The organism is Comamonas denitrificans (assembly GCF_042654745.1).
Lineage (GTDB): Bacteria > Pseudomonadota > Gammaproteobacteria > Burkholderiales > Burkholderiaceae_C > Comamonas > Comamonas denitrificans.
This window is the reverse complement of record NZ_JBHSEY010000048.1, coordinates 191,022-209,285: the sequence shown is the minus strand read 5'-3', so window position 1 is coordinate 209,285 and position 18,264 is coordinate 191,022. Positions and strand designations below refer to the sequence as shown.

17 protein-coding genes, 1 tRNA gene and 1 riboswitch are annotated in these 18,264 nt (G+C 60.5%); of the genes, 11 read left to right on the top strand and 7 right to left on the bottom strand.

All coding sequences use genetic code 11. From position 1 onward, the window contains the following. The first annotated feature begins 101 nt into the window (after nucleotides 1–101). On the top strand, nucleotides 102–284 hold the full coding sequence (locus ACFO24_RS10745) for an ATP-binding protein (protein WP_377738332.1): 183 nt from the start codon (nucleotides 102–104) through the stop codon (nucleotides 282–284). Between the two features lie 75 nt (nucleotides 285–359). On the opposite strand, the gene ACFO24_RS10740 is transcribed toward ACFO24_RS10745, so the two are convergent. From ACFO24_RS10740 to ACFO24_RS10725, 4 genes are all read right to left on the bottom strand, one after another. Next, nucleotides 360–436: transfer RNA gene (locus ACFO24_RS10740), tRNA-Arg, on the bottom strand. A 55-nt stretch (nucleotides 437–491) separates the two neighbouring features. Next, nucleotides 492–1,220: a BON domain-containing protein gene (locus ACFO24_RS10735; RefSeq protein ID WP_377738331.1), complete on the bottom strand. Its 729-nt coding sequence runs from the start codon at nucleotides 1,218–1,220 to the stop codon at nucleotides 492–494. Next, entirely contained in the window at nucleotides 1,220–1,807 is a 588-nt protein-coding gene (locus ACFO24_RS10730; RefSeq protein WP_207575592.1) for an SIS domain-containing protein, read from the bottom strand. The genes ACFO24_RS10735 and ACFO24_RS10730 overlap by 1 nt, the downstream gene beginning before the upstream one ends. A gap of 71 nt (nucleotides 1,808–1,878) precedes the next feature. After that, the gene (locus tag ACFO24_RS10725; protein WP_207575591.1) at nucleotides 1,879–2,268 is read right to left on the bottom strand and encodes a YraN family protein; all 390 of its coding nucleotides are present in this window, start codon (nucleotides 2,266–2,268) and stop codon (nucleotides 1,879–1,881) included. Here ACFO24_RS10725 and rsmI point away from each other — a divergent pair. Beyond that, nucleotides 2,268–3,194, top strand: coding sequence for a 16S rRNA (cytidine(1402)-2'-O)-methyltransferase (rsmI, locus tag ACFO24_RS10720; protein ID WP_377738329.1), 927 nt, complete (start codon nucleotides 2,268–2,270; stop codon nucleotides 3,192–3,194). The genes ACFO24_RS10725 and rsmI overlap by 1 nt on opposite strands. A gap of 34 nt (nucleotides 3,195–3,228) precedes the next feature. Here rsmI and argH read toward each other — a convergent pair whose 3' ends face one another. Then, entirely contained in the window at nucleotides 3,229–4,686 is a 1,458-nt protein-coding gene (gene argH, locus ACFO24_RS10715; protein WP_377738328.1) for an argininosuccinate lyase, read from the bottom strand. A 103-nt stretch (nucleotides 4,687–4,789) separates the two neighbouring features. Here argH and ACFO24_RS10710 point away from each other — a divergent pair, with 103 nt between their 5' ends. From ACFO24_RS10710 to ACFO24_RS10695, 4 genes are all read left to right on the top strand, one after another. Then, the gene (locus ACFO24_RS10710) at nucleotides 4,790–5,800 is read left to right on the top strand and encodes a sensor histidine kinase (RefSeq protein ID WP_377738327.1); all 1,011 of its coding nucleotides are present in this window, start codon (nucleotides 4,790–4,792) and stop codon (nucleotides 5,798–5,800) included. Then, nucleotides 5,781–6,494, top strand: a complete 714-nt coding sequence (locus ACFO24_RS10705) for a LytR/AlgR family response regulator transcription factor (protein ID WP_377738326.1) — start codon at nucleotides 5,781–5,783, stop codon at nucleotides 6,492–6,494. Before ACFO24_RS10710 ends, ACFO24_RS10705 begins: the two co-directional genes overlap by 20 nt. Nucleotides 6,495–6,557: 63 nt before the next feature. Beyond that, complete coding sequence (locus ACFO24_RS10700) at nucleotides 6,558–7,775, top strand: tetratricopeptide repeat protein (RefSeq protein WP_377738325.1); 1,218 nt, start codon at nucleotides 6,558–6,560, stop codon at nucleotides 7,773–7,775. Nucleotides 7,776–7,888: 113 nt separating this feature from the next. Next, the gene (locus ACFO24_RS10695) at nucleotides 7,889–9,058 is read left to right on the top strand and encodes a L,D-transpeptidase family protein (protein WP_377738324.1); all 1,170 of its coding nucleotides are present in this window, start codon (nucleotides 7,889–7,891) and stop codon (nucleotides 9,056–9,058) included. 89 nt (nucleotides 9,059–9,147) lie between these two features. Here ACFO24_RS10695 and ACFO24_RS10690 read toward each other — a convergent pair whose 3' ends face one another. Continuing rightward, nucleotides 9,148–9,996, bottom strand: coding sequence for a 3-hydroxybutyryl-CoA dehydrogenase (locus ACFO24_RS10690; protein WP_377738323.1), 849 nt, complete (start codon nucleotides 9,994–9,996; stop codon nucleotides 9,148–9,150). A 242-nt stretch (nucleotides 9,997–10,238) separates the two neighbouring features. Between ACFO24_RS10690 and fabI the strand changes: the two genes are divergently transcribed. From fabI to ACFO24_RS10675, 3 genes are all read left to right on the top strand, one after another. Beyond that, complete coding sequence (gene fabI / locus ACFO24_RS10685; RefSeq protein ID WP_207575579.1) at nucleotides 10,239–11,021, top strand: enoyl-ACP reductase FabI; 783 nt, start codon at nucleotides 10,239–10,241, stop codon at nucleotides 11,019–11,021. An 80-nt stretch (nucleotides 11,022–11,101) separates the two neighbouring features. Then, nucleotides 11,102–12,541 carry a bifunctional enoyl-CoA hydratase/phosphate acetyltransferase gene (locus tag ACFO24_RS10680; RefSeq protein WP_377738322.1) on the top strand — a complete coding sequence of 480 codons (1,440 nt, stop codon included), beginning with the start codon at nucleotides 11,102–11,104 and terminating at the stop codon, nucleotides 12,539–12,541. A gap of 11 nt (nucleotides 12,542–12,552) precedes the next feature. Beyond that, entirely contained in the window at nucleotides 12,553–13,767 is a 1,215-nt protein-coding gene (locus ACFO24_RS10675) for an acetate/propionate family kinase (protein ID WP_377738321.1), read from the top strand. Between the two features lie 93 nt (nucleotides 13,768–13,860). On the opposite strand, the gene ACFO24_RS10670 is transcribed toward ACFO24_RS10675, so the two are convergent. Then, the gene (locus tag ACFO24_RS10670; RefSeq protein ID WP_377738320.1) at nucleotides 13,861–16,008 is read right to left on the bottom strand and encodes a sensor domain-containing protein; all 2,148 of its coding nucleotides are present in this window, start codon (nucleotides 16,006–16,008) and stop codon (nucleotides 13,861–13,863) included. 91 nt (nucleotides 16,009–16,099) lie between these two features. Between ACFO24_RS10670 and dtd the strand changes: the two genes are divergently transcribed. Both dtd and ahcY read left to right on the top strand, forming a co-directional pair. Then, complete coding sequence (dtd, locus tag ACFO24_RS10665; protein ID WP_377738319.1) at nucleotides 16,100–16,564, top strand: D-aminoacyl-tRNA deacylase; 465 nt, start codon at nucleotides 16,100–16,102, stop codon at nucleotides 16,562–16,564. Nucleotides 16,565–16,609: 45 nt separating this feature from the next. Next, nucleotides 16,610–16,714, top strand: a riboswitch (S-adenosyl-L-homocysteine riboswitch). 76 nt (nucleotides 16,715–16,790) lie between these two features. Further along, on the top strand, nucleotides 16,791–18,224 hold the full coding sequence (gene ahcY, locus ACFO24_RS10660) for an adenosylhomocysteinase (protein ID WP_377738318.1): 1,434 nt from the start codon (nucleotides 16,791–16,793) through the stop codon (nucleotides 18,222–18,224). The last annotated feature ends 40 nt before the right edge of the window (nucleotides 18,225–18,264 follow it).

Sequence of the window (18,264 nt, the reverse complement as noted above, 5' to 3'; positions counted from 1 at the left end):
CGCATCCCCTCGGGCGCGTTTCGCAACAAGCATGTGCTGATTGGTAGCAACGCCACCGGCGTGGCCACCACCGCCGTTGGGGTTTTTTCAAGCCGAATTGCATGCCTTGCAACAGCAAAGCAGTACGTTGCTGCCTGGCATCCCCCGGCGGCGGGGCGATTTCTTGCATTGGCCTGGGGCTGGCGTATGTGCAGGCGGTCGTGGTGCAGCATGGTGGCCAGGTGCAGGCGGCCAACCGCCCGGAAGGGGGCGCGGTATTTACCATCACCCTGCCAGCAGCCTAGAGACAGGAGAGGCAGGCAGAGAAAGAGCCAAAACAATAGAAAAAGCCCTAGAGCGTTTGCTCTAGGGCTTTGATCTGGCGCGGCTGGCAGGAATCGAACCCACGACCCCTTGGTTCGTAGCCAAGTACTCTATCCAGCTGAGCTACAGCCGCGAAGCCTGCGATTATAGGCTGAAAATTACGAGGTATTTCAAAAAATTGGTTTTTATTAGCGCACGGGCTGCACCACCACGCCGGCATCACTGGCCGGAGCCGTTTGTAGATTCGTGTCCGTGTGCACGGGGGCAGTGGTTGTCGGCGTGGCCTGGGACTGGGCGGGGGTTTGGTAGCCAGCCAGTTCTTCCTCGGTAATCACCTCAAAGACGCGCACCACTTTGTGTACGTCGTTCACGCCACGGGCAATTTCAGCGGCGCGTTGTGCTTCGCGGGCGGTCAGCAGGCCCATCAGGTACACCACCTGCTGTTCGGTGATGACTTTGATGGTGTTGGCCTGCAAATCCTTGGCATCAATCAGGCTGGCTTTGACTTTGCTGGTGATAAAGGCATCTTTGGTGCGTTGGCTCAAGGCAGAGACCATGCTCACGATTTGCAGTTCATTGACCACGCTGCGCACATGTTCCACGCTTTGCAGCAGGGCTTGGGCCTGGGCTTTGTCGGCGGCGTTGCGCACCTCGCCGGTGAGCAACACGATGCGATTAAAGCTGGTGGCAATCAAGCGCCCCGCCTGGGGCATTTGTTCGCGCACCAAGGCGCTAAATTTTTGTTCGATGCGCTCGTCTTCCAGCTGCATGCCCGAAGTGCGCCGATCGGCCGCAACCAGCACAGCCCCGGTCGCCCCCCCGCCAATCAAGAGCGGGACGCAGCCGCTGGCCCCCAAAGTACCCACGGCCAGCACCGTGCCCAGCAGCGCCCGGCGGGTGGTTGGTGTTGCTTTCATCACAGCTCTTGCTCCCCTAGTAGTTGCACATCAATGCCGTCGCACAGGCAATGAATTAATAGCGTATGCGCCTCGCGCACCCGGGCGGGCCGCTCGTGGGGTACGCACACCAGCACGTCCATCTCGCGCATTTTGGCGGCCACCGCGCCGCCGGTGTGACCCGTCAGTGCTACGACGATCAAATCGCGCTCGTGGGCCGCTTCAATCGCGTCCAGCAAACTGGCCTCGTTGCCCGAGACCGTCATGAGCAACAGCACATCGCCCGCCTGGCCCAGGGCGTGTACTTGGCGGGCCAGGTAATGCACGCAAGCTTGCGGGGTGCTCCCAAAATAGCCAGCGTCGGCCGACAGTGCGACGGCGGCCAGCTCGGGGCGATCACGCTCAAAACCGGCCACGCACAGCGCGGCAAACATTTGGGCATGTGCTTGCGAGATGCCGCTGCCATAGGCCAGGATTTTTCCGCCGCCCACAATGCTGGCGGCCAAAGCATGCACGGCTGCGACCAAAGGGCCTTCCAAGCCTTGGGCGGATTGGTACTTTAAATCGGCACTGTCAATAAAGTGCTGCTGCATTCGTTGCTCAAGCATAGGGCGCAGATGATAGCAAGGCCTTTGCACGGCACGGGGTAAACGCCTGTTTCTTCTGGTGCCAAGGGGTTTCAGGCATCGGCATCAAATGCGGCGGGCAGCCACTGCACTTGCGGGCCCTGCACCGTCACCACATCAAACCGGCTGGGCCGGTTGCCGCCGTGCAGCCGCCACCAATGGCGGGCGGCAAAAACAATGCGCCGGCGTTTGGTGGCGCTGATGCTGGCCGCGGCCCCGCCAAAGGCGCTGGAGGTGCGGCTGCGCACTTCGACAAACACCACGGTGCCGTCGGGGGTCTGGCAAATCAGGTCAATCTCGCCGCCGCCGCGCCCGGGGGTTCGATAATTGCGCTGCAACAAACGCAGGCCTTGCGCTTGCAGATACGCCCAGGCGTGGTCTTCGGCCTGGCGGCCACGTTCGGTACTGGCCGGGGGCGGCCTCTTTTTTTCAAGGAATTGCATTGAGCACCTTTTCCGTTACTTTCGCTGCGGCCCTGAGCGCTGCCCAGGCCGTTGCCGGGCCGCAAACCTATCCCACAGGGGCCTTGTACGTCATTGCCACCCCGATTGGCAACCTGGCCGACATCAGCCTGCGGGCGCTGCATGTGCTGCAGCTGGTCGATGCCATCGCCTGCGAGGACACGCGCCACACGCAAGGGCTGCTGCGCAGTTATGGCTTAGAGCGCCCCAGCGCCCAGCTGCTGGCCGTACACCAACACAATGAGGCCCAGGCGGCGCAAGGCATCATCGCGCGCTTGCAGCAGGGCCAGCGCATTGCCTATGTGAGCGATGCCGGCACCCCCGGTGTCAGCGACCCCGGTGCCCGCCTGTGCGCCCAAGTGGCAGCGGCGGGGCTGCGCAGCATTCCGCTGCCGGGGGCCAGCAGCATTACCAGCGCCCTGAGTGTGGCTGGCTGTGTGCCGCCGCACGGCGAGAGCAGTGGCTTTGTGTTTTATGGCTTTTTGCCCACCAAGGCCAGCGAGCGGCACACCGCCATCGCCGCCCTGGCCCACGAGCCGCGCACTGTGGTGCTGCTGGAAGCACCGCACCGCATTCAAGATTTGGCCGCGCAACTAAAGGTTTTAGGAGCGCGTTCCGTAAGCTTGGCAAGGGAAATAACCAAGCAGTTTGAGCAAATCATTACTTTGCCTGCGCAAGAAGCTAGCGATTGGCTAGCGCAGGAGCCGCAGCGCAGCAAGGGGGAGTTTGTCGTCGTGCTCCACCCCTGCGCGCAAGAAGCCGGTGACAGCGGCGAGCACGATCGGGTGCTGCAATTGTTGCTGGCCGAGTTGCCCACCAAAACCGCCGTCAAGTTGTGCGCCGAGATCACCGGCGGCAGCCGCAATGCCTTGTACGAGCGGGCGTTGGAATTAAAAAACGCGGGCTAAACCCGCGTTGGCACCACTGATGGGGGGGCGCTACTTAGCCCAAGCGTGCCCGGTGGCGCTGCAACTGGCTGCGCACCTGCGCCGGGGCGGTGCCGCCCAGGGTGTTGCGGGCGTTGAGCGAGCCTTCCAGGCTGAGCACGGCAAACACATCGTCGGCCACGCTGGGGTTAAAGGCTTGCAGTTCTGCCAGGGACAGCTCGCTTAAATCCACACCTTTTTGCGCTGCCAGCTTCACGGCATGGGCCACGGTTTCGTGGGCATCGCGAAAGGGCAGGCCTTTTTTCACCAGGTAGTCGGCCAGGTCGGTGGCGGTGGCGTAGCCTTTTTGCGCCGCCGCCCGCATGGCAGCGGCATTCACGGTGATGCCACCTTCTTTGCAGCCCGTGTGGGGGTTGATTTGCCCGCCAACCATTTCAGCAAAAATGCGCAGCGTGTCTTTGAGGGTATCGACGGTGTCAAACAGCGGCTCTTTGTCCTCTTGGTTGTCTTTGTTGTAGGCCAGGGGCTGGCCCTTCATCAGGGTGATCAGGCCCATCAAATGGCCCACCACGCGGCCCGTTTTGCCCCGGGCCAGTTCGGGCACATCGGGGTTTTTCTTCTGCGGCATGATGCTGGAGCCCGTGGTGAAGCGGTCGGCAATTTTGATAAAGCCAAAGTTCTGGCTCATCCACACGATCAGCTCTTCGGACAGGCGCGAGATGTGCACCATCACCAGGCTGGCAGCGGCCGAAAACTCGATGGCAAAGTCGCGGTCCGAGACCCCGTCCAGGCTGTTTTGGCACACGCCCTCCATGCCCAGGGTGCGGGCCACGCGCTCGCGGTCTAAGGGGTAGGTGGTGCCGGCCAGGGCGGCGCTGCCCAGGGGCAGTACGTTTACGCGCTTGCGCACATCCAGCATGCGCTGGGCATCGCGCTCAAACATTTCGACATAGGCCAGCAGGTGGTGGGCAAAGCTGACGGGCTGGGCCACTTGCAGGTGGGTGAAGCCGGGCAGGATGACTTCGACATTGTTTTCGGCCACTTCCACCAGGGCCCGTTGCAGCGCCTGCAGCAGCTCGACGATGAGGTCGATCTCGCCACGCAGCCACAGGCGCACGTCGGTGGCCACCTGGTCGTTGCGGCTGCGGCCGGTGTGCAGGCGCTTGCCCGCGTCGCCCACCAAGGCGGTCAAGCGCGCTTCGATGTTCAAATGCACATCTTCCAGGTCGAGTTGCCAGTCGAACTGGCCCGCTTCGATCTCCTGCGTGATCTGCGCCATGCCTTTTTGGATGGCGGCGTAATCGGCGGGGGCAATGATGGCCTGGGCCGCCAGCATTTCGGCGTGGGCCAAGCTGCCTGCAATATCGGCCTGCCACAGGCGCTTGTCAAAAAACACGCTGGAGGTGTAGCGCTTGACCAGATCGCTCATGGGTTCAGAAAACAGGGCCGACCAAGCCTGGGCCTTGGTGGCCAGTTGGTTGGAAGAGGGTTCAGAGCGCGGCAGGTCAGACATGGGGCAATAATTTCTAGATCAAAAGACAGCACACAACATCGGCGTGACCCAATGCTTTATGCCAAAACCTGAAATTCTACCCAGAGCCCCCAGTGCTGCCCCGTTGTGGATTTTTGACACCTGCCAGCTCGGTGTGGTGCTGCGTGCCGTGCTGGCCGTGCAATTGCTGCTGTGCCTGGCCGCGGCCTACACCAGCCAGAGCGTGGAGCAGTGGCTGCTGCAGGCGGCGTGGCTGACCAGTGGCGGGCTGTTTGGCAGCCTGGCCTGGCTGCTGCTGACCTGCGCGGCCAAGCGCTGGCTGCAGCACCACGCGGTGGCCGTGCAACTGGGCCTGGGCATTGCCCTGGGGGCAGGGTGCAGCCTGGCGAGCAGCGCCATCTTGGCGTTCACCAGCGATCTGCCGCCACCGCACTGGTGGGCCAACATGCTCACGGGCGGCATTTTGGCCGCTGGCATCATGGGCTGGCTGCTGTTGCGCAGCCATGCACGCATGCCTGCAGCAGCAACCGCACAGCTGGCGCTGCTTCAAGCCAAAATTCGGCCGCATTTCCTTTTTAATTCATTGAACAGTGCTATTGCTTTAGTGGCCACCGAGCCGCATAAAGCCGAGCAACTGCTGCACGACTTGAGTGACCTGTTTCGCGCCACTTTGGCTGAGCCGCGCAGCACCATCCCCTTGCGCGAGGAGGTCGAGCTGGCCAAGCGCTATCTGGACATTGAGCAGCTGCGCTTTGGCCCGCGCATGCAGGTGCGCTGGAATATTGCCCCCGAGGTGCTCAGCCTGCCCGTGCCGCCCTTGGTGCTGCAGCCCTTGGTGGAAAACGCTGTGAAACATGGGGTGGAGCCCTCGGAAACGCCAGCGCACATCCGCATCAGCCTGCACCGCCACGGCAAAAATTACGCCACCCTCACCGTCACCAACACCCAGGCCGGCCCCAGCGCCCCAGGCTTGGGCATGGCCTTGGCCAATGTGCGCCACCGCCTGCAGTTGTTGTACGACATGGATTTTCAAATGGAGCAACGCCACAAAGCGCACGCCTTTCAGGTGCAACTGCGCTTGCCCTTCAACCGCACCCCCGCCGTGCCCACTGCCCATGCACATCCTGATCATTGACGACGAACCCCTGGCCCGCAGCCGCCTGCGCCACCTGCTGGGCGATTGCACCCCCCACGGCGAGCACTGGACGATGAGCGAAGCGGCCAGCGCCAGCCAAGCGCTGCCCCTGTTGTCCGGCCCGCTGCCGGTGGACATTGTGTTGCTGGACATTCAAATGCCCGGTGCCAATGGCATGAGCTTTGCTTTTACTTTGCAGCAATTGCCAGCGCCACCAGCGATTATTTTTGTCACCGCCCACAGCCACTATGCGGCCCAAGCTTTTGACGTGCAGGCTTGCGATTACCTGACCAAACCCGTGCGGTTGGAGCGCTTGCAGCAGGCGCTGGCCAAGGCCAAAAAACAGCTCCCCCCCAGCGACCCTGGCCCGCAGCTGGCCATTGCCCCCTGCGGCCCGCGCTGGCCTTGGGCGCAGGTGGTGTATATCAAGGCCGAGCTCAAAATGCTCACCGTCCACACCACGGCGGGCTGCCATGTGCTGGAAGGCAGCTTGGTCGATCTGGAGCAGCGTTACCCCGAACACGTGCTGCGCATTCACCGCAGTTGCTTGGTCAATCCGGCCTTTTTGCAACGCCTGGAATTTGCAGAGCCCGGGGGCTGGTATCTCCGTCTGCACGGTATTGCCCAACCCTTGCCAGTCTCACGGCGGCAGGTGGCGGTAGTGCGCAAAACCTTAACAATCTGTAAAAAATAAAAGGTAAAAGCCAGTGCCGCCCTTACTACAATCAGCCCGTTTTATTTGTCTGGTGCTCCTGCTATGAAAAAAATTTCCCAACCTTTGCATTTGCTGCGCCGCAGGGTGACCGCCACGGTGGCGACGGCATTGCTCGTGGGGGCCAGCACGGCCTACGCCAACAACGCCGATATCACCAGCTTGCTGCAAGGCAGCCAGCCCGAGCAGGCCTTGAAGTTGATTGACCAACGCCTCAGCGCCACGCCCAAAGACCCCCAGCTGCGCTTTTTGCAAGGGGTGGCTTTTGCCATGGCCAATAAAAACAAAGAAGCCATCGACACCTTCACCCAGCTGACCAAAGAATTCCCGGAGCTGCCCGAGCCGTACAACAACCTGGCCGTGCTCTACGCCAACCAGAACCAGCTGGACAAATCGCGCCAAGCACTGGAGCAGGCCATTCGCACCAATCCCAGCTATTCCACCGCCCATGAAAACCTGGGCGACATCTACGCCAAGCTGGCCAGCCAGGCCTACAGCAAAGCCTTGCAGCTCGATGGCAGCCACGCCCAATCGGTGCAACCCAAGCTGGCCTTGATCCACGACCTGTTCAGCACCGGCCAGGCCCAAGCCCAGGCGCAGGCGCTGGCCAAAGCACCCAGCGCACCGGCCCCTGTGACCGCCACGGCCACCCAAGCCGTCAGCAGCAGCACGACGGCCCCGGCGCAAGCCTCGGTGGTAGCGGCTGCAGCCACGGCGCAACCTGTGGCGAGCGCACAACCGGCGACGGCAACCCCGGTGACCGAAACCGCCAGCCCCCCCGCGACCGAGCCGAAAGCAGAGACAAAAACCATCGCCAAAGCAGAACCCAAAGCCGAAACCAAAGCAGAAACCAAAGCAGAAACCAAGGCGGTGGCGACAGCGGACGCTGGGCAGGCCGCCAAAGCAGACACGCCAACCGCAGCAAACGTGGCCGAGGTGGAAGCTGCCGTGCACGCCTGGGCCAAAGCCTGGGCAGCCAAAGACATGGCCAACTACCTGGCCGCCTACAGCCCCAACTTCCAAACCCCGGGCAAACAAAGCCGCAAAGCCTGGGAGGCAGAGCGCCGCGCCCGCATCGTCGGCAAGCGCAGCATCAGCGTAAACTTGGCCGACCTGACAATTACCACCCAGAACGACCGCGCCACGGCCCGGTTTCGCCAACAATACCGCGCAGACACTTTGAACGTGAGCAGCCGCAAAACCTTGCAGCTCGAACTGCGCAAAGGCCAATGGTTGATCGTGAGCGAAACCACTGGAAGCTAACAAGTTTCGCCCCTCCCTTTCTCTGCCGCGTTCGCTTTGGGCGCGGTTCTTTTTTTGAGTTGATTTTGTTGCGTTTGCTTTCTTTATTGCGCCGTTGTTGCTGGAGCGCCGTCTTGGCCCTGTGCCTTGTTCCCCTTTGGAGCCACAGTGCGGCCACGCCATTGCGTGACGGCCAGGCCGAACAGCGCTTAATGCAAGTGCTGGCCCTGACCAGCGCCGGCTTGACCCAGCAAGCCCTGCCACTGGCCGAAGACCTGGTGCGTGACTACCCTAACTTTCAGCTGGCCCAACTGGCCTTGGGCGATTTGCTATTGGCCCAAACCGGGCAATTGGCCACCCTGGGCAACACCACCGCCCCGACCAGCGAAGCGCGTGACACCTTGAATGCCCTGCGAGTCGAATCCCTGCGCCGTGTGGCCGCCCAGAAACAAGGCCTGATCCCCCCGCCGGGCACAGTGCCGGCGCAATTGCTGCAACTGCCCAAAAGCTACCGCCACGCCATCGCCATTGATGCGGCACTGTCGCGCTTGTACTTGCTGGAAAACGGCCCCCAAGGGCTGCGCATCGTGGCCGATTACTACGCCTCGGTCGGCAAAATGGGCCTCGACAAAACCACCGAAGGTGACCAGCGCACCCCCTTGGGTGTGTACTTCATCACCAGCAATCTCGACCCCAAAACCCTGGACAAGTTTTACGGCGCTGGTGCCTTGTCTTTGAACTACCCCAATCCTCTGGACGTGCGCCGGGGCAAAACCGGCCACGGCATTTGGCTGCATGGCACGCCGCCAGAGCAATTTTCCCGCGCACCGCAAGCCACCGATGGCTGTGTGGCCCTGGCCAATCCCGACTTAGAGCGCCTGCTGCGCACCGTGCAAACACGCACGACCGCGGTGGTGATTGCCCCCTCGCTGACCTGGGTGCCCGCCGACGACCTGGCCCCTTTGCGCGACAGCTTTGTGGCCACCTTGGCCGCCTGGCAAGAGGCCAAAAGCGGCAACGATTTATCGGCCTTGCTCAGCTTTTATACGGACGATTTTCAAGGCCTGAAAAAAATCACCCGGCAGGCATGGAGCCAGCAACTGGCCGCAGACATGGCCAAACAAAAAGGCCGACCGTTGGTACTCAAAGAATTGTCCTTGATGCACTGGCAAGACGAGGAAGACACCATGGTCGTCACCTTTGGCGCAGTGCCGCAAGGCGAGCGCAGCGGCAGCACCTTGCGCCAGTACTGGCGTTTTGCCAAAGGCCAAGGCTGGAAAATATTTTTTGAAGGCAATATTTAACCATAGCGCTTTGCGCTTTAAATAAAAGGGATTGAGTTGAAAATCAACGTCAATCCCTTTATTTTTATGCGGTAGTAGCTACTATTAAATTAGTAGGTGTAAACGCCCTGGCCCGTCTTGCGGCCCAGGCGGCCAGCGGCCACGTATTCTTTGAGCAGTGGGCAGGGGCGGTACTTGCTATCGCCAAACTGCTCCAGAAAGACGTTCATCACCGCCAGACACACATCCAGGCCCACCATGTCGGCCAGCGCCAGCGGGCCGATGGGGTGGTTGCAGCCCAGCTTCATGCCCGCGTCGATGTCTTCGGCCGTGGCCAAGCCCTCGGCCAGCACAAAAAAGGCTTCGTTGATCATGGGGATGAGCACGCGATTGACGACAAAGCCGGGGCCGTTTTTCACGGTGATGGGGGTCTTGCCCAGCTGCTGGGCCAAGGCCTGCACCGCCGCATGGGTGGCATCCGAGGTTTGCAGGCCGCGAATCACTTCCACCAGCGCCATCATGGGCACGGGGTTGAAGAAGTGCATGCCGATGAATTTGTCGGCACGGCCCGTCACGGCCGCCAGTTTGGTGATCGAGATGGACGAGGTGTTGGAGGCAATCAGCACCTCGGGGCCGACCAGGGCATCGACTTCTTGCAGGATCTTGATTTTCAGGGCTTCGTTTTCCGTGGCCGCCTCAATCACCAATTGGGCTGCCTTCAAAGCGCTGTAATCGGTGCTGACTTTGATTTTTGCCAGGGCGGCTTCTTTATCGGTGGCGCTGATTTTTTCTTTTTTAATCAGTCGATCCAGGCTGCCTGCCACGGTGGCTAAGCCTTTTTGCACAGCGGCTTCAGAAATATCGACCATCACCACGTTGATGCCCGAAGTGGCACACGCTTGGGCAATGCCGTTGCCCATGGTGCCCGCGCCAATAATGCCGACGGTTTGAATTTGCATAAGGAATTCCTGGAAGGTTGAGGGTTGTTGGTTGAGAAAAACAAACATCCTATTCAAATTTTTTGTTTTCCTCTATCCGCTAGGCGACTAAAACTTGAGTGCCCTGCTGGGGTTGTGTAAAAGGTTTGTCGAGACTAGGGTTTATCCTGAGAATGCGCTGTTCTGCTTCATTTTGTTAATGAAGTAACCTGCGCCCATTAATTTTTTAGACCTCTCTCTTTTTATCTGATCAAGGAATATTGATGACAAGCTCCGCTGCACCTCTTTTTAGTTTGGCTGGCAAGAAAGGCCTGATCCTGGGGGTCGCCAATGACCGCTCGATTGCCTGGGGCTGTACCAAGCTGTTTCGTGAGTTGGGGGCAGATGTTGTTGCTACGTGCCTGAATGAAAAGGCCCGCAAATATGTGCAGCCACTCACCGACGCGGTGGGCGTGGATTTGCTCAATTGCGATGTGGAAGAGCCCGGCCAGCTCGAAGCGGCTGTGGCCCATGCCGTGGACAAGTTTGGGCAGATTGATTTTCTGATTCACTCCATCGCCTGGGCACCGCTGGCAGACCTGCATGGCCAAGTGGTCGATAGCTCGCGCGATGGTTTTGCCCGCGCCATGAGCGTCTCGTGCCACAGCTTTGCCGAAGTGGCCAAGCTGTGCGCCCCGCACATGCCCGCTGGTGGCAGCATGCTGTCGATGACCTACCTGGGATCGGGTGAGGTGGTGCCCAACTACGGTGTCATGGGCCCGGTCAAAGCCGCGCTGGAGTCGCTGGTGCGCTACATGGCCATGGAGTTGGGCCCGCAAAACATCCGCGTGCATGCTGTCTCCCCCGGCCCCATCCTGACCCGCGCCGCTTCGGGCATTGCTGAGTTTGACCAGCTGCTGTCCATCAACCGCGATAAGGCCCCGCTCAAGCGCCTGGTTACCCTGGAAGAAATCGCGCAACTGAGCGCCTTTTTGTGCATGGATGCAGCCTGCGGCATGAGCGGCCAGACAATTTACGTGGACGGTGGTGTGCACGCCATGGATTAAGCCTGGTGCCTGAGCTCCACTCCTATTTCAGCGGGGCTGCGCTTGTGCGCCCCCTTTGTTCCCCTTAAGAAAGCTTTCTCATGACTATTGAAGCCACCACCACCGATGGCCTGTGGATGGAAAACATCACCTACGACGAACTGTCCGTGGGCCACAGTGCCCGTCTGGTGCGCACCGTGACCTTGCAGGACATCCAGGCGTTTGCTGCAGTCTCGGGCGATATCAACCCCGCCCACCTGAACCCAGAGTACGCCGATGCCACCATGTTCCACGGCGTGATTGCCCACGGCATGCTGGGTGCGGCGCTGATTTCGGCACTGTTTGGCACGCAATTTCCGGGCCCCGGCACGATTTATTTGGGCCAAGAGCTCAAATTCACCAAACCGGTGCGCATTGGTGACACGCTCACTGTGCTGGCCACCGTCTCGGAGAAAAACGACGAGAAAAAGCGCATCAAGATGGACTGCTTGGTGACCAACCAAAGCGGCGAGACGGTGCTCAAAGGCGAGGCCAACCTGATGCCGCCGACGAAAAAAGTGCGCGTGCAGCGCATTGATGCGCCGCAAATTCAGCTCTACGACCCCGAGGCCCGCTTCAGCACTCTGCTGGACCAGGTGCAGGGGCTGGACATTGTGCGCTGCGCGGTGGTGCACCCTTGCGATGCCGGCTCGCTGTCTGGCGCGATGGATGCGGCCAACCACGGCTTGATCAAGCCGGTGCTGATTGGCCCAGAGGGCCGCATTCGCCACGTGGCCGAAGAAGCGGGCATCAGCTTGCAAGGGGTGGAAATTATCTCGGTGGAGCACAGCCACGCAGCCGCTGAAATGGCCGCTGAAATGGCCGCCAACAAGGAGGTTGAGATTTTGATGAAGGGCAGCTTGCACACCGATGAGCTGCTCAAGGCCGTGCTCTCGCACAAAGCGCTGCGCACGGGCCGTCGCCTCTCGCACGTGTTTCGCTTCGATGTGCCGCTGTACCCCAAGCCATTGATCATCACCGACGCGGCCATCAACATCGAGCCCACGCTGCAAGAGAAGGTCGATATCGTGCAAAACGCCATCGACTTTGCCCGCGTGATGGGCATTGAAACGCCCAAAGTGGCGATTTTGTCTGCGGTGGAAACCGTCACTGCCTCGATTCCCTCGACGCTGGATGCGGCCGCCCTGTGCAAAATGGCCGACCGGGGGCAGATCACCGGTGGCCTGCTCGATGGCCCGCTGGCGTTTGACAACGCCGTCTCGCCCGATGCGGTGCAGATCAAAGGCATCGTTTCTGAAGTGGCCGGGCAGGCCGACATTTTGGCCGTGCCCGATCTGGAAAGCGGCAACATGATTGCCAAACAGCTTGAATACCTGGCCGGTGCCAGTGGCTCGGGCCTGGTGCTGGGAGCGCGTGTGCCCATCGCCCTGACCAGCCGTGCCGATGGCCCCATGGCCCGCGTCGCCTCGACCGTGCTGGCCGTACTGGCCGCGCACGACAACCGCCGTAAAAACCAGGCCAACGCCTGGAAGCAAGGTTAAGGAGCACAGCCATGGCCATTTTGGCGGTCAATGCAGGCTCGTCCTCGCTGAAGTTTTCCCTGCATCCCTATGAAGGCGGGCAGGTGTTGCCGCACACGGTGTCGGGCAATTTTGAAGGGCTGGAGCCGGGCGGGCAGCCCATTCTGGGATGGAAGCATCAAGGTAAAAAACACAAAGAAACCATTGTGGTGCCTGCCGATGGTGCTCCATTTCAAGTAGCGCTGGCCCGCTTGCGCAGCCTGGTGCAGGAGCTGACGCAGGCACAGGGCCTGGATGCCGTGGCCCACCGGGTGGTGCATGGTGGCGGGGTTTTTAGTGCCAGTGTGCGTGTGACCGATGCGGTGCTGGAGCAGCTGGCGCGCTTTAATTCGCTGGCACCGCTGCACCAGCCGCACAACTTGGAGGGCATTCGCCAGTTTCGCCAAGCCTTTGCGCAAGTGCCGCAAATCGCTTGCTTTGATACGGCCTTCCACGCCCAAATGCCGGAAGTGGATTACGCCTTTGCCTTGCCCAAAGCGCTGCAGGCCCAGGGTGTGCGCCGCTACGGTTTTCACGGCCTGTCCTACCAGTACATCATGTCCGTGCTGGAGCAGGAGACCATCCGAGGCCGGGGCCGGGTGGTGATGGCCCACCTGGGCAATGGGGCCAGCCTGTGCGCCGCTGTTGGTGGTGTCAGTGTGGCCACCACCATGGGCTTTTCTGCCCTTGATGGCCTGATGATGGGTACGCGCAGCGGTAGCCTGGATGCAGGGGTGCTGCTCTATTTGCTGGAGCAGGGCTGGGATGCCAAGCGCATTGAAAAGCTGCTTTACAAAGAGTCGGGCCTGTTGGGGGTGTCGGGCATTTCGGCCGATATGCGCACCCTGCGCGGCGAGGCGGCGCAGGGCAATGCCGATGCCACGCGGGCCATTGACCAGTTTACCCACCGGGTGATTCGTGAAACTGGGGCGCTCACGGCCTGCTTGGGTGGGCTGGATTTGATCGCCTTTAGCGGCGGCATTGGTGAAAACGATGCCGTCTTGCGCGAGCAAGTGTGCGAGCGCTTGGCGTGGACGGGGCTGCGCATTGACCCGCAGCGCAACCGCCAGGCCGATGGCAAGCACGCCTGGGCGGTGCATGCGCCGGACAGCCGCATCGAAATTTGGGTGATTCCCACCGACGAAGGCCGAGTGGCCGCCCGTGAAGCGGCTGCCTTGCTGCGCGAGGACTGCGCTGTGGCCGCGTAAGCTGCAACTTTGCTATCAAGCTTGATGGGGTGCCTTGGTGGGCACCCTTTTTTTGTTCCTTGGCAATGGCATGGACGTATTGCCCTGACCGCCTTATGCAAGCAAGGGCTGTGTGCCCCAGCGGTGCCACCAGCTGGGCACTTGGTGGGCTGGCAAAGGCCGGGACAAGCCAAAGCCCTGCACCAGATCGCAGCCCAAATGGGTGAGCAGTGCCTGCTGCTCGGCGGTTTCCACCCCTTCGGCCAAGACTTGGAGCTGCAAGCTGCGCCCCATTTGAATAATGGCGGTGACGATGGCCACGTCGTCCACGCTGTGGGGGGTGTCGGTGATAAACGAGCGGTCGATTTTTAGCTTGTCGATCGGGTAGCGTTTTAAGTACGCCAGCGAGGAATAGCCGGTACCAAAGTCATCAATGGCAATGCCGACCCCCAAGGCTTGCAAGGCCCGCAAGATATTGTGCTGCGCTGGGTTGGATTGCTGCATCAGCACCGATTCGGTAATTTCCACTTCCAGGTACTGGGCTGCCAAGCCGGTGGTGGCGAGGGCTTTTTGAATATCGGCCAAAACATCGCGCTGGCGCAACTCAAGGGGCGAGAGATTGACGGCCACGGGCACTTTGGGCAAACCGGCATCGTGCCAGGCTTTGAGCTGGCGGCAGGCCTCAAACAAAACCCAGCGGCCAATGCTGGCGATCAGGCCACGCTTTTCTGCAAAAGGAATGAACTGCAGCGGCCCCAAGATGCCGCGCTGCGGGTGCTGCCAGCGCACCAAGGCCTCAAACCCAGCCAAAGCCCCTGTTTTTAAACAAATTTGTGGCTGGTAGTGCAGCTGCAGTTGGTGGTTTTCCAAGGCCTCGCGCAGCTCCCGTTCCAGCAGCAGCTCTTCGTAGGGGGTGCTGCCCGTCATGAAGGGAGCATAAATTTGGTAATTAGCCCGGCCGTATTCTTTGGCGGCCGTCATGGCCTGGTTGGCGTGGCGCAGCAGCTCTTCGGCACGCAGGCCGTGGTTGGGGTAAAGGCTGATACCGATGGAGGGCGATAAAGAGATCGGCATGCCCGCCAGTGTGTGGGGGGCGGCAATCGTCAAAAGCAGTTTTTCGGCCACGGCTTTGACTTGGTTTTCGTCCTGAACGCTGCTGAGCAGAATGACAAATTCATCGCCGCTTAAACGGGCGACGAAATCCTCGGTTCGCATGCTGGCCTTGAGCCGTTGGGCCATGGTTTGCAACACTTCATCGCCCATGAAGTGGCCCAGCGAGTCGTTAATGGTTTTGAAGTGGTCCAGATTGATAAAAAACAGTGCCGTGCTGATTTTTTGGCTGGGCAGTTGTTGCAGCATTTTTTCGGCGTAGTGCAGCAAATGCTGGCGGTTGGGCAAGCCGGTGAGCAGGTCGTGCTGGGTCATAAAAACCGTTTGGGCTTGCGCTTGTTTGCGGCTGCTGATGTCACGGCCCACCACAATGCGTTGCACCGACCCATCGGGCTGGGGCAGGTTTTTGCCGGTGATTTCCAAATCAATGCAGCTGCCATCGCGGCGCAGAACCATGGCCTCGTAGGGTTCTTCATACAGTTGGCGCGACAGCCCGATGACCCGCACCCGATCCTGGGGGTGGACTAAATCAAAAATACTGCGCCCGCGCAAACTCTCAATGCTGTAGCCGGTAATGCGTTCGGCGGCCTGGTTGGCATCCAAAATCACGCCGCCTTGGTGAAAGATGATGACCTCTTGCGAAGCGTCATTGAATTTGCGCAGGCGCTGGGCGTGGTCCTGGGCCGCGTTTTCGGCGGCCCAGCGGTGCGTGGTGTCCAGTATCAGGGCCACCAGGCCCACCACGCTGCCCGCCACGCCACTGGCTGGGGTGTCGGCGGCGGTAGGCTGCTCGCAATGGGGCACCAAGTGCACCTCTAGGTGGCGGGTGTCGCCGCGCAGGCCTTCGGCGGTGCAGGTGTAGTGCTGTTCCTGCCCGGCCAAACATGCCTGCACTTGCGTGCTGTGGGTTTGCCAGGTGGTAGGCGACACAATGTCTTGCAAAGGCTGCCCCAGGATGGACTGCGGCGTGTGGCCACAGGCTTGGGCGTAGCGTTGATTGGCAAACAGGCAGCGCAAATCAGGGGCCGAGAAATACGCGATTTGACCCGGTGTGGCCGTGCCCAGTGCCTGCAGCAGCGACGCTTGTGCAGGCGTGAGGCCGGAAGAAGATTCAGAAGAGGGGGCTTGCCAGTCAGCGGGCCGATTTTGCATGGGGCGTTTTATAGCGGAAATTATTTGTCCAAACTTGATATGAAAACCCTAGTGTTTGCCTTGCTTGTGGTTACGAAGGAGTTGGAAGTTTATGTACGTCCTCTTGCAACGGGTGCGCAGCGCACGGGTTGAAGTGCATGGTGCCGTGGTTGGGCAGATTGCCCAAGGTCTTTTGGTTTTACTGTGTGCCGAGCAGGGGGATACCGAGCAGCAGGCCGATAAGTTGCTGGCTAAATTGTTAAAAATACGCATTTTTGCGGATGCTGAGGGCAAGATGAACCGCAGCGTGCAAGACGTGCAAGGGGGGCTGCTGCTGGTCAGTCAATTCACCTTGGCGGCCGATACCTCGGGCGGCAACCGGCCCAGCTTTACCCAGGCGGCCCCTGCCGCAGAAGGCCAGCGTTTGTACGACTATGTGGTCGAGCAGGCACAAAAAATGCATCCAAATGTTGCCACTGGGGTTTTTGCCGCTGATATGCAGGTGCACCTGATCAACGATGGGCCGGTGACCATTCCCCTGCGCATCGCACCCCCTGGCGCGGCCTCCAGTCCTTGAGTAGCGTCGGGGTTTTTGAGCGCTCGCATACAATTGCGGGCTTATCTTTTCGAGGAGCGTTGCAGCGCAGCCAAGCCAGGGTGCGTGAGGCTCGAAAAGACAACAGGGGCTGCTGGCCCGCTGCTTGTCTGGCAACGACGCTCACCCACGCTGCGGTGCGGTGAGGCCAGAACCCCATCTTTTGCCGTCAGTGTGGTTGTTATCCCAAACTTTGCTTGGAGCAACCATGAGCAACCATCCTGCCTTTAACGCCGCTGATAGCGCGATTGCCGATATTTCCCTGGCCGATTGGGGCCGCAAGGAAATCCGCATTGCCGAAACCGAAATGCCCGGTTTGATGGCGGTGCGCGAAGAATTTGCCGCGCAGCAGCCCCTGAAAGGTGCCCGCATCACCGGCAGCCTGCACATGACGATTCAGACGGCCGTTCTGATCGAAACCCTGCAAGCCCTGGGTGCCCAGGTGCGCTGGGCCTCGTGCAACATCTTCTCCACCCAAGACCATGCCGCCGCCGCGATTGCCGCCACGGGCACGCCGGTGTTTGCCATCAAGGGCGAATCGCTGAAAGACTACTGGGACTACACGCACCAGATTTTTGAGTTTGGCCCCAAGGGCAGTGACGGCGAAGGCCCGAACATGATCCTGGACGATGGCGGTGATGCCACCATGCTGATGCACTTGGGCAAACGCGCTGAAAAAGACCTGTCCGTGCTGGCCAATCCGGGCAGCGAAGAAGAAAAAATCGTCTTCGCCGCCATCCGCGCCAAGCTGGCTGAGGATGCCACCTGGTACAGCCGCAAGAGCGCCCAGATTTTGGGTGTGACCGAAGAGACCACCACCGGCGTACACCGCCTGAACGAAATGTCGGCCAAGGGCACGCTGCTGTTCCGCGCCATTAACGTGAACGATTCCGTCACCAAATCCAAGTTCGACAACCTGTACGGCTGCCGCGAATCGCTGGTGGACGGCATCAAGCGTGCCACCGACGTGATGATTGCCGGCAAGGTGGCCTGCGTGGCCGGCTATGGCGATGTGGGCAAGGGCTCGGCCCAGGCGCTGCGCGCCCTGTCGGCCCAGGTGTGGGTGACCGAAATTGACCCGATCAACGCCCTGCAGGCCGCGATGGAAGGCTACCGTGTTGTCACCATGGAATACGCCGCCGACAAGGCCGACATCTTCGTGACCACCACCGGCAACCGCGACGTGATCACCTTTGAGCACATGCAGGCCATGAAGGACGAGGCCATCGTCTGCAATATTGGCCACTTTGACAACGAAATTCAGGTGGCTGAGCTGGAAGAGCGTTGCCAGTGGGAGGAGATCAAGCCCCAGGTTGATCACGTGATCTTCCCCGACGGCAAGCGCATCATCCTGCTGGCCAAGGGCCGTTTGGTGAACCTGGGCTGCGCCACGGGCCACCCCAGCTTTGTGATGAGCAACTCGTTTGCCAACCAGACGCTGGCGCAGATTGAGCTGTTCACCCGCCCGGATGCCTACGAGGTCGGCAAGGTCTATGTGCTGCCGAAAATCCTGGACGAAAAAGTCGCGCGCCTGCACCTGAAAAAAGTCGGGGCGCAACTGACCGAGCTGACCGATGCCCAGGCCGACTACATTGGTGTGGCCAAAACCGGCCCGTTCAAGCCGGATACCTACCGTTATTAAAAAAATAGCTGTTTGCGCTGGTAAATAAACAAATATAGAT